Annotated in this window: 7 protein-coding genes; all 7 read right to left on the bottom strand. The window is 45.4% G+C overall.

Annotation, left to right across the window (positions count from 1 at the left end):
• Positions 1–24: 24 nt before the first annotated feature.
• The 7 genes from M1K58_RS09730 to M1K58_RS09700 all read right to left on the bottom strand — a co-directional run bounded on the left by M1K58_RS09730 (position 25) and on the right by M1K58_RS09700 (position 12295).
• Positions 25–1710, bottom strand: coding sequence for an extracellular solute-binding protein (locus tag M1K58_RS09730; RefSeq protein ID WP_256758624.1), 1686 nt, complete (start codon positions 1708–1710; stop codon positions 25–27).
• Between the two features lie 111 nt (positions 1711–1821).
• Complete coding sequence (locus M1K58_RS09725; RefSeq protein ID WP_256758622.1) at positions 1822–2721, bottom strand: carbohydrate ABC transporter permease; 900 nt, start codon at positions 2719–2721, stop codon at positions 1822–1824.
• Positions 2722–2736: 15 nt separating this feature from the next.
• Positions 2737–3690, bottom strand: a complete 954-nt coding sequence (locus M1K58_RS09720; RefSeq protein ID WP_306220307.1) for an ABC transporter permease — start codon at positions 3688–3690, stop codon at positions 2737–2739.
• Between the two features lie 244 nt (positions 3691–3934).
• Positions 3935–5617 carry an extracellular solute-binding protein gene (locus tag M1K58_RS09715; protein ID WP_256758744.1) on the bottom strand — a complete coding sequence of 561 codons (1683 nt, stop codon included), beginning with the start codon at positions 5615–5617 and terminating at the stop codon, positions 3935–3937.
• A gap of 247 nt (positions 5618–5864) precedes the next feature.
• A complete protein-coding gene (locus M1K58_RS09710; protein WP_256758621.1) occupies positions 5865–7514 on the bottom strand; it encodes an extracellular solute-binding protein in 1650 nt (549 codons plus the stop codon).
• A gap of 15 nt (positions 7515–7529) precedes the next feature.
• Positions 7530–9830, bottom strand: a complete 2301-nt coding sequence (locus M1K58_RS09705; RefSeq protein WP_256758620.1) for a helix-turn-helix domain-containing protein — start codon at positions 9828–9830, stop codon at positions 7530–7532.
• A gap of 149 nt (positions 9831–9979) precedes the next feature.
• A complete protein-coding gene (locus M1K58_RS09700) occupies positions 9980–12295 on the bottom strand; it encodes a glycoside hydrolase family 95 protein (RefSeq protein ID WP_256758619.1) in 2316 nt (771 codons plus the stop codon).
• Positions 12296–12408 lie beyond the last annotated feature (113 nt).

Here is a 12408-nt window from a genome sequence, read left to right as displayed (position 1 = left end):
GCACCTGATTGCTATTAAGAATTTTTACTTTTTGGAAGAATCATATGCCTTTTGAAGAATTTCTAGATAACGATCTACCTTCAAGTCCTTCAAACCTTTTACGTAGCTATCCCAATCTTTATCCAAGCTCTTGTTGCCGGTAACGAATTGCAGCGCATTCTGTTCGATGTAGTTTTTCAAGTTCGTTTGCAGAATGCTGGCTTCGTCTGTCTCGGCAGGATCTAGCCATATCGACCAGAGCGGGAACAATTCCTTCGGTTCATGACCTTGGTATAGGAGAGTCGCTTGATGAAGCCTTAGCTCGTAATTGGCCGAGTCGTAAATATCCGTGCCGGCTTGAACGAAGCTATCTCTGTACTCCGACGGCATGAAGAAATGAGCCATTCCGCTCCAGCCCGCATTACGCGGAGCTTCACCTTCCACCGCGGGAATCGGTCTAATCTTAGGTTCTACGCCTTTACCCAGCGCAACGTCGCCCGGTTTCGCTTTCTCCCAATCGATGCCTTCCATTCCCGAACCGCCGTTCGTTTGGCCTTCCGACGTAAACATATAATCCACTAATTTAATCAGAGCGATCTGCGCTTCTTTGCTGGCTTTGTTCGTAATCGCGAATTTAGCGCCCGGAGAAACTCCACCGCCATCATGAGTGGCTAGAGAACCATGAGGTCCAGTTAATGGAGGAACTGGACTGTAATCCGCTGCATTTTTATTGCCATGATCGATGTTAACGAAGATAGCTGGATGCATGCCCGCGCCCGCGCCGAGAATTTGCGCATCCGCGTTTTCACCGATCTTCTTGAATGCTTCTGCATTTTGCGTGAACGCGCCTGGATCAATTAATCCTTCATCGTACAAGGACTTAACGTAAGTCAAGCCTTCTTTCCATTCCGGTTTGATCGCCGCGGATTCAACCTTTCCGTTCGACAAATTCAAGTAATTGCGATCGTCATCATATACGAATCCATTCATTAAGAACGGAATAACCCGTACGCCGAATTCCTCGATCGAACCGCTCAAAGGAACTTCGTCTTTTTTACCATTGCCGTTCGGATCGTCATTCTTGAACGCTTGCAACACTTTTTTGAACTCTTCTGTTGTAGTCGGCATTTGAAGGTTCAGCTTCTCCAACCACTTCGTATTGAGCCACATTTTGTTCGGGTATGAGCAGTGGAAACACTGTGTATAGGCAACTAACCCGTAAATATTACCGTCAGGAGCTGTATTAAGCGCTTTCATATCTGGCTTAGCTTCCATTGCAGCTTTGATGTTAGGTGCGTATTGATCGATAAGATCGTTTAACGGAATGAGTACGCCTTGTTGACCGTACTTCATAACGTCTGCTTGCGAGAACTGATCGATGTAATGCGTAAGCATGTACGCATCAGGGTAGTCTCCACTAGCTAATGAAATTTGGCGTTTTTCCTTCGCTCCATCGGAAGGGATAAGCTCCCAGTCGAATTTGATGTTAAACTTCTCTTCCGCGAATGCCGTGAATTTATTTGTTTTCAAATCGATATTATTTTCTTGTACCGCGAACACGCTAATATCGACCGGTGCCGTAGGTGCAGCAGCGGACGATTCCACTGCTTCAGATGCTGGTGCGCTTCCGCTTGCCGATGGACTGCTAGCCTTGTCATTTTTCCCGCATGCCGCAAGTACTACGCTTGTCACTAGAACTAAAGTCAGTAAGCTCAGTAATCTCTTTTTCATTTTTGAACACTCCCTTTTCATCGTTTTTGGAATATTCGAACGGTAGACTGGCAAGCAGCTAAGCGCTACATCCGAATCTCCTCCCTTCCTAAATGAAGTGTCCGCATTCAATCAACCTTTAACCGATCCAACCATCATCCCTTGAACGAAATAACGCTGCACGAACGGATAGATAACAAGTACTGGTAAAGTAGCGATTACAATCAATGAGTATTTGAGTAACTCAGCAAGCTGCTGCCTTTCTACCATCTTCATCGCGTCCATCATGCCTCCGGCTGAATTATTTTGGATAATAATACTCCGCAGTATTAACTGAAGTGGGAATAAATTCGCAGATTTCAGATAGATAAGAGCATCGAAATAAGCATTCCATTGACCTACGGCATACATCAGCACAAGCACTGCAATAATCGGCATGGACAACGGAACAACAATACTTCGCAAAAATCGGATGTCGCTACACCCGTCTATCTCGCTAGCCTCGAACAATTCGTCCGGTATGGACGATTGGAAGAACGATCTGGCAATAATGACCTGCCATACCCAGATCGCATTCGGAATGAGCAACGCTAGTCTTGAATCAATCAATCCCATCTCTTTGACAACCATATACGTCGGGATTAATCCACCGCTGAAAATGAGTGTGAACGTAATCATAATCATTAGAAAGTTACGGCCGAAGAACGATTTGCGGGATAGAGGATAAGCGATCATGATGGTCAACGCCACACTAATTATCGTCCCGAAAACAGTATAGAAAAGGGAGTTCCAATACCCCGTCGTCACTTCCGGTGTATTGAGCAATACCTTAAAGCCCTTAAAGGATATATCTACCGGCCATAGCCAGACCCGTCCTGATGTTACCGCTGCGGGACTGCTGATCGAACTGCTAAATACATAAATAAGCGGATAACAAATGGCGATCAGGATCACAAACAAAATGACATAAATCCCGATCATAAATAGCCTATCGCCTGCCGAATCTTTTATCTTTTGTTGCACCTTTATCATACCGACACTCCCCTTTTACCAAATGCTGCTATTCGAGAACCTCTTGGCCAAGCTATTCACCGATACCAACAAAATGAGATTGATAACGGAATTAAACAATCCTACCGCCGTCGCAAAGCTATAATTGGCATTCTTTAAGCCAATGTCATAGACGTAAGTGGCGATAATCTGGGAATTAACTAGATTAAGCGGGTTCTGTAATAAATAAATTTTCTCAAAGCCAATGGCCATGACGCTTCCCACGTTAAGAATGAGAATGATCATAATCGTTGGAAGAATGCCCGGGAGATCGACGTTAATGATCTTCTGCAGCCGGGACGCCCCGTCTACTTTGGCGGCTTCGTATAGTGTAGGATCGATGCCGGCTAGCGCTGCCAAATAAATTACAGCTGTATATCCCGCATTCTGCCAAATATCCGACCAGACATAGATGGAACGGAACATTCCCGGTTCCCCGAGGAAATTAATCGAATCTAGACCAAAATAGTTCAAAGCGACATTGACAAAACCGAGCCGCGGAGCCAAAAACAGCATAATAATAGACACCATTACGACGGTAGATATGAAATAGGGCGCGAAGGAGACGAGCTGTACTAGCTTCTTAAAGCGTCCATTTCTCACTTCATTGAGCATTAGAGCGAGTAGGATCGGAATCGGAAATCCGGCGAGCAATAAGTAGCCGCTCACATAGATCGTGTTCTTCACGAGAGGCCAGAACATCGGATTCTCGAAAAACAAATTGAAATATTTCATTCCTACCCAAGGGCTTCCCCATATTCCCTTAATCACGTTGTAATCCTTGAAGGCAAGAACCGTATTCAACATCGGGTAATACTTAAAAATGAGGAAAAACAATGCTGGTGGAATAACGATGAAATAAAGCTGCCAATGTTTCTTAAAGCTTTTCCTTGCTTCTGCGGTCCATGACCGCCTGTTCTTGTTATTACGAATCGTCGATTTATGGTTCAATACGATCTCGCTCTCCAGAACAATCCCTCCTAGTCCTTATTTCCACTGTTGTATGATAGCGCTTTCTACACCCTGATCTTATTCGGTTTTAAGCCCATTCGAATAGGTACACTTCGGTACTTTTACGTACAGTTGCGCCGATTTCATGGGGGACATATCGCCGTTTACGCGTACAATTTTCCATGGAAGAGCATCTCATCCATGAAAAATCCCGACTGCTACCACAGCCGGGATCTTCTAAGTCTTATTTTGAAGTCGCATCATACGCTTTTTGCAAAATTTCAAGATAACGAGCAACGTTAAGACTATCCAAGCCCTTCACGTACGAATCCCAATCCTTGTCTAAGCTTTTGTTTCCTGTTACGAACTGAAGTGCATTTTGCTGTACATAATTTTTAATATTCGTCTGCAAAATGCTCGCTTCGTCTGATTCAGCTGGATCTACCCAGACTGCCCAGATCGGGAACAGCTCCTTCGGCTCGTGACCAAGGTACAAATCTGTTGCCTCATTTAGTCTACGTACATATCCTTCTGGTGCATAAATATCAGTAGCGGATACGAAGCTGTCATAATATTCCTTGGGCATATAGAAGTGTCCCATGCCACTCCAGCCCGAATTGGTAGGTGCATCTCCTTCTTTCGCTGGGATTGGGGCGAATTTGGCTTCTACGTCTTTACCCAGAGCTTGTTCTCCCGCTTCCGGCTTCCTCCAGCTGATGCCTTCCAACCCGCTACCGCCGTTCGTTTGGCCTTCTGGGCTGTACATGTAGTTGACCATCTTAATCAATGCGATTTTGGCTTCTTCGCTAGCCTTGTTCGTAATGACGAATTTAGCACCCGCTGTAATTCCTCCCGCATCATGAGTCGCATAAGAGCCATAAGGACCCGTGAGCGGTGGAATCGGACTATAATCGCTCGAATGCGCGTTCCCCGCGTCTATATTAACGAATATTGCGGGGTGCATCGCAGCTGCTGCGCCTAAAATTTGTGCGCTCGCATTTTCTCCGATTTTTTTGAATGCTTCAGCATTCTGGGTAAAGGCTCCCGGGTCAATTAAGCCTTCGTCGTATAACGACTTGATGTAAGCCAATCCTTCCTTCCATTCTGGCTTGTTAGCCGCCGTATCCACTTTTCCATTCGATAAATTCAGAAAATTGCGGTCATCGTTATAAATAAAGCCATTCATTAAGTATGGAATTAGACGAACACCATAATCTTCTGTTGATCCGCTGAGCGGTAATTCATCCTTGATGCCGTTGCCGTTCGGATCGTCATTTTTGAATGCCTGCAGCATCTTTTTGAAATCCTCAGTCGTCTTAGGTACTTCAAGCTTCAGCTTCTCCAACCATTTCGTATTCACCCACATTTTATTCGGATACGAGCAATGGTAGCATTCGGCGTACGCCGCTAAACCGTAGATGCTGCCGTCTGGCGAGGTATTAAACGCCTTAAAGGTTGGATCCTTCTCGATAACAGCTTTAATATTCGGCGCGTATTGATCAATCAGATCGTTCAAAGGAACGAAAACCCCTTGTTCTCCGTACTTGAGAACATCAGCCTGTGAGAATTGGTCCACGTAGGCTGTTAAAATGTAAGCATCAGGGTAATCTCCACTAGCTAAAGAAATTTGACGTTTTTCTTTGGCACCATCAGAAGGCACGGTTTGAAAATCGAATTTTATATTAAACTTGTCTTGAACTAACTTGGTAAAGCCATTTGTTTTCAGTTCAATTCCATTTTCCTGAACTGCGAATACACTTATTTCCACCGGTTTCTCCGAAGTCGTAGCATTTGTAGCAGCCCCTTGTTGCGATGCAGACGACGTTGCTGAAGCGGAACCCGTGTTCTTCTCATTATTGGAGCATGCGGACAGTACCAATCCTAAGATCATTACACCTGCCAGCAAACCCGATGCTTTCCTTTTCATTTTCATTTTCTCGCTCCCTTTTCGATTGTTATATATGATAGCGCTTACCACAAGATCGATCATAGTAGAATTCGGGGGATTCGGCATAGGTACATTTGGGTCATTTAGCGTACAGTATACCCTCCTCCAAAGGGGCAATTTACGGTCTCGGGTCCATATCCCCCTACATATAGCCGAAAAGACAAAGAAAATGCGCTTCGCGTCATTTGCTGGCGAAGTCGCATTCATTGGCGTCGGGATTTATTCATTAATTATCCTTATGCACATTAATCGAATTGTCGTAAGCCTTCTGCATAATCTCTACATAACGATTAATCTGTAAGTCATCCAGCCTCTTTACGTAAGCGTCCCAATCCTCACTCAAGCTTTTATTCCCCGTAATGAACTGGAGGGCATTCTCTTCAATGTAATTTTTAATATTCGTATGAAGAACATTCGCTTCATCAGCTTCATCCGAATCCATCCAAACCGACCAAATCGGAAACAGTTCTTCAGGCTCTTTTCCTTCATAGATCAACGTGGCCTCATAAAGCCTGCGCTCATAGCCATCAGGGCCATAAATATCTGTTCCTTGTACCCAACTATCTCTGTATTCTTTCGGCATATAGAAATGCCCCATCCCACCCCATCCGGCGTTATTAGACTTTTCTCCCTCTTTGAGTGGAATTCTAGTGAACTCCGGTCTAACCTTAGGATTCAGAGCCAGCTCACCTTCTATCGGCCTTCTCCAATCTAAACCTTCCTTCCCTACCTCAGCATATGCTTGTCCTTCCGGTGTATACATGTAGTCGACCATTTTAATGAGGGCAATCTGTGCTTCCTTACTCGCTTTATCCGTAATGACGAATTTGGCTCCTGGACTCACGCCGATGGTATTAAATACTGCGTTGGAAGCATGAGGCCCGACTAACGGAGGGACAGGATTATAATCACTTCCGTGTTTGTTGTCTGGTCCAGTATCCACGAAAATCGCGGGATGCATGGCAGCACCTGCTCCTAGAATCTGCACCCCCGTGTTATCGCCGATTTTCTTGAATGCATCGGAATTTTGCGTAAATGCCCCAGGGTCTATGAGTTCCTCATCGTAAAGGTCTTTAATATAAGCCAAGCCCTCTCTCCATTCCGGCTTATTGGCTGCGGTATCTACTTTTCCGTTCGTCAGGATCAGATAATTCTTATCGTCATCATAGATAAAACCGTTCATGAGATAAGGTATGATCCGAACACCAAAATCCTCCGTCGAGCCACTCAATGGGATTTCATCCGCTTTGCCGTTGCCGTTAGGGTCCCGCGTTTTGAAGGCTTGCAGCACTTTCTTAAACTCCTCCGTCGTTGTTGGCATATCCAGGTTCAATTGCTTCAACCACTTGGTGTTCAGCCACATCTTATTGGGATAGGAGCAATGAAAGCATTGACTATACGAGACCAAGCCATAAATATGACCGTCTGGTGCCGTATTAAAAGCCTTTAGAGTTGGATCCTTCACCATTGCTGCCTTGATATGCGGCGCATAAGCATCGATTAAATCGTTTAAGGCAATGAACACTCCTTGTTTGCCGTAACGTAGAACATCCGCCTGCGAGAATTGATCAATGTATGTCGTTAAAATATACGCATCCTCATATTTGCCGCTGGCTAACGAAATTTGTCGTTTTTCTTTGGCACCCACATATGGAACGATGTTCCAGTCAAACTTTACGTTAAATCGCTCTTCCAGTTCCTTTGTAAAATCGTTCGTTATAAGGTCCTGAGTCGATTCCTGCTGGGCGAAAACTCTGATTTTAAGCGCGTCGTTAGAACCTTGTGCATTTATTTCACCAGAATCAGATTCTGCTCGACATGCGGATAGGAGAAAGTGAATAAGGACTGTTAGGATAAGGCCGATTTTTTTATTCACTTTTACTCTACCTCCTTAATCTTCTACGGATTGCCTGAATGCACTTGGGGAAATGCCCATTACCCTTTTGAACGCTCTCCGGAAGGAATGTGAGCTATTATAGCCAACCCGCGATGCGATTTCATCGACCGTGTATTCGTTATCCCGTAGCATGGATGCCGCATGATCCATTCTAACCTTCTCCAAGTGATCGGATAAATTCATGCCGGTCACCTCTTTGAATAATTGCGAGATATACTTCTCAGGCCGTTCAACTTGCTCGGCCACTCGATAGAGCGTGAGATCAGGGTCTGCGTAAGTGGTTTTGATATACGCTTTAATCTGTTCAACCATTCGCGTATGACTATCATTTTTCTTGCTCATAATGAGCCCACATAAAGCCTCCATAATACCACGAATCTCTTCTTGAATAGAATCGAATGATTCCGATGCTTGAATTTCGATAATCCGATTTTTGACGCCTTCGAACAGCTCCGATTCCATGAACGTTTTCTGATCGAGCAGCTTAAGGAAGGTTCCCTTCATCTCGCCGACCAGCTGCTGTTTCATCTCAAAAGAAAGCTCTCTAAGCTCAGTATTCTGCATAAATAGGGATTGCACAATTCTCTTAGATTCTTCTAGCTCACCCGCGCGAATCGTACCAATCAGCCTGAGCTCGACATCCAAAGGATAATAATAGGTAGCACTCTCCGTTCTTGTGTCTTCAAACCAGAATATTCCCTTTTTGTTCGAATGAACGAAGTGCTCCAAAGCTTGCTTGGCCTGCTCGAAGGAATGACTAACTTCCGTCACAGTGTCGAACAGATCCCCCAGTGCCACTGTCACAGAAATTCGATACTCATCAAATACAAACTGGGAAATACGATGAAGCGTCTTATCAACTTCCTCCTTACCTAACTGAATTACTGTCCCCATATCCTCGAAAGCAAATAGAAACACGATCTTGTCCGACCCAATATCGGTCATCCGAACTGAGCTTCCCGAATCAAGCAACGCTTGCTTGAGAATGAGCCTCGCTGCATTCAACTCATTAAGAATTTCCACCGTATCCATACTTGAATACCCGTTGACCTGCATAATTCCGACATAACCTGTATTTCCGTTTAAACCTGCGTTCGCTTGGACAGCCGCGGCAATAATCTCTTCTCGCGTCTGAAATTCACCAACGATAAGCCGCTTAAGGAACGCATCTCTGACGAGCGGAAGCTGACGATGAAGCTCAGACTCCAGCCGCTTGTTATTCGTAATCATCTCGGATATATTTCCGTGTAAGAAATCGTACTCATTATGCCCCGCTTGCCCATCTTGACCAAATTGCTCTTTCATAACGCCGATCAATCGGTTGATTGGCGCACTGTTACGATATGACAGCAATAAACCAACCAACAGTCCAATGACTAGCGCGCTCCCGGTTACGGACCAAGTAATCAACTTGATCTTATTCGCATTCTCCATTAACACCGTTCTTGGAATGCCGGCACGGTATACCCAGTCATTCGTACTGGAACGAATCGTTATGACGAGGTCGTCCTTATAAAACTGACTTACTTTCTCTTTATCAAATCGATTATCCGAGGACAAGGCTACTACATCCTGCTCTTCGATTCCCTGCAAGCCGATCGTATGTCCTTGGGCATCGGTAATATGTGCCCAGCCGCCGTAGCGGTCGGTTATTCCGGACAATAGGTTTGATATCGTCTTTTGGTCAATAATGACGACCGCAATCGCAGGCGATGAACCATTAAAGCTATCCAGCGGCAGCGATTGCATATAAGTAACAACGGAGGTTTCCGTTCCTTTGCTGACGAACGAGCTAAGTGGTAGAATCTCGCTTCTATGCGTCTTACCTAGAATCGTCCGCCTCCATTCCGAGAAGGACATATCTGTATAATGAAAGTTCTCGTAATAATGCTCAGGCCGGAAATATGCAGACCCCGGTGTCAGCACAACATTATAATTGTTCAAATAAATGAAAAAATTTTGAAGAAAATCATTCGTTTGACCGAAGGTCAAAACATCCCTCATCATTTTCCAAATCCCGTAAACATTAGAATTGTCGCTAGAGCTCTTCTCATTCATCAGGATGCTTAGGTCCTGATTAATCGCCAGCTGTCTAGTAAACCCTTCTACCTCGGCCATTCTTCGCTCCAGAATTTCTTTGCTCTTCTGCAGTTGGGTCACGCTGTTCTCTATCGAAACCGATTGCGTAACTGTAATAGAAGTTCGGTAGGACATAAATCCGGCTATGCTAGGAATGATCAGGATGACGATGTAAGAGAACAGAAATTTCCTGAACACTTTGGAATACTTGGGCATGAATCATCCTCCTTCCAAGATTGAGAGCGCTATCATAACCGATCGAAAATAAAAAAACAAGTTTGTTCATAAAAATCAAAAGCAACTACCGATAAAAGTTCACCGTAGTTGCTTGTCAGTGCCTAGATCGGAAATTCTTTTTATTTCATTTATAGAGTACGTAGTTGACCATCCAGCTTATATATATACCCTGGCTCTAAATCAAGATGAACCGTTAAACTTCCATATCTTAAAGCTGCTCGTCTCGCTACAAAAGCTTTTATGGTAGCTTCGATCAATACACCGTTCTCCCACACCATATCTACCTCCGCGTTCCCCTTAACTCTAAGGCCCGAAACGTTGCCAGTCTTCCATTCAACGGGTAGAGCTGGCAAGAGATCGATTTCACCCGCATGGCTTTGTAGTAGCATCTCTCCAACCGCCGCCGTTCCTCCGAAATTGCCATCCGCTACGAAAATATTCGTTTCCGCACCCGCAATTCCGGCCTTGGAGTAAGTAAACAGATTGTCGAAGCATAGCCGGCCTATTAAATATTTCAGCTGCTTATGCGCGTTCGCACCGTCTCTTAATCTGGCAAAGCTCGCCGCGATCATCGCAAGCGTAAACTCGACATCCTCTAGCTCCGCGCGTCCCATGCGATTATCCAGTGTCATTCTAGCCGCTACACTTAACTCCGGAGTGCCGTGCGGCGTAATCTGATTTCCCGGATAGAGACCGAAAAGATGAGACAAATGCCTATGATCGGGCTGAGCTTCCCCATAATCCTCCAGCCACTCCTGCAGTTGCCCTCTCTTCCCTATCTGTAGGGGCGGAAGCAATGCGATCGAATGCTTTAGTTTAACCTGAAGCTCTTGATCCGTATCCAATGCTTCGGCAGAAGCCAAGCAGAATTCAAACAAGTCTCTCACGAGCATCTGATCCATCGTGGAGCCCATCGAAAGCTGATATTCGTTATCTGCATTCTCTTGATCATTGTTTAAGTAAAAGCTGTTTTCCGGTGAATTAGAAGGTCCGGTAACTAACCACCCATATTGCGGATGTATAGTCATGTAATCCAGGAAAAATGCAGTCGCCTCTTTCAGAACGGGATAGGCCGTCTCTCTTAAGAATGATTGGTCTAAGCTGAATTCATAATGCTCCCTCAAGTGTGTTGCGATCCACAAGCCCCCGGTCACATTCAGTCCCCAAGAGGTTTCCCAGCCCGGCGAGGCGAATCCCCATACATTCGTAAACACATGAGCTACCCAGCCCTCGCAGCCGTAGAATTGGCTAGCCGCTGATCTCCCCGCTATTGCCAGTTGTTCGATGAATGTCATTAGCGGAACGTGACATTCCGCCAAATTGCCTGTCTCCGTCGGAAAATAATTCATCTGCGTATTGACGTCGAGATGATAATCGCAGCTCCATTGCATACGGTTTGCTTCTCCATCATTCCATAATCCCTGCAAATTCATCGGCAAGGGAGAATCCTCCCGAGAGCCTGCTATCATGAGATAACGACCGTATTGATAGAATAAAGCGAATAGCTGCGGGTCATCCCCTTGTTCTTCCATAAGCAGCCTTATTCTTTCTTCTACCGAGATCTCCGAACGATCGGAACTTCCTAGTTCAAGACTCACTCTCGCATATAGCTTGCGATAGTCGGCAATATGGTCCGCTCTTATGAGCTCGTATCCTTTAGACAGTGCTTGATCCAACTGCTTGATGCTTTCCTGCTTCCAGCCCTCGTCGCTTTGTTCAAAGTCGGTTGCAACGGCGAAGTATATGAACGCCTCATCAGCGTCATTGACGATAATCGCTCCTGCTTCCTCGGCGACCGTTCCTCCCTTGGCGACGACTTTGACCGCTCCTCGGGAGTAGACTCCACAGCTTCCGTCACTATGCATGCTTTCAGTCGCTTGACCGGCGAAGAGAATCGTCCCTTCTTCCGTAACCGATGTCGTAAAGCTCGGAGTCCTTCCTTGAAGCGCAAGAACGAAGGATACGCCTCCTGGTTGTTCGCTGCGTAATCGAGAAGCTACAATGCCATCTGCATGGGACGCGAGGATTTCGCGGGTATAGCTCATTCCATTGACCTGATAGGAATGATGAACAATAGCGTCTTCTAAATCAAGCTCACGCCTGAATTGATCCCCCTGCGAGTCGAATCGCAGCGTAAGATCACAGAGTGACAAATTCGTACCGAAATTTATCTTAGCAGGCTGAAGAACTTGTTGAGCCAGTTGCTTTCCTTGACGATAGTCCCCAGAGAAGAAAGCATCCCTCATCCGCTTTAGATCGGCTTTTCCTTGAGATGAGCTGTCGATCTTCTCAGACTGACCTGACCAGTAAGTCACTTCTGTTAAACTCCATTTTTCTCTCTCTATACCACCTTGAACGACAGCACCGATTCTTCCGTTCCCTATGGGAAGCCCCTGCGACCAACTCGTCGCGGGACGCGAATATTTAAGCTTCATTCCACTCATGATGTACCACCCCATAGCCCAGTAATAGTAATGTTAACGCTTACTTGTTCATATGGAATGTTACATTATGGATTGATTTCAAGTAAGGTCCACTTACGGTTGTTAGCGTACGA

This window comes from Cohnella sp. WQ 127256 (assembly GCF_024519285.1).
GTDB lineage: Bacteria > Bacillota > Bacilli > Paenibacillales > Paenibacillaceae > Cohnella.
Note: the sequence above shows the minus strand (reverse complement) of the source record. Positions and strands in the feature narration are given on the sequence as shown.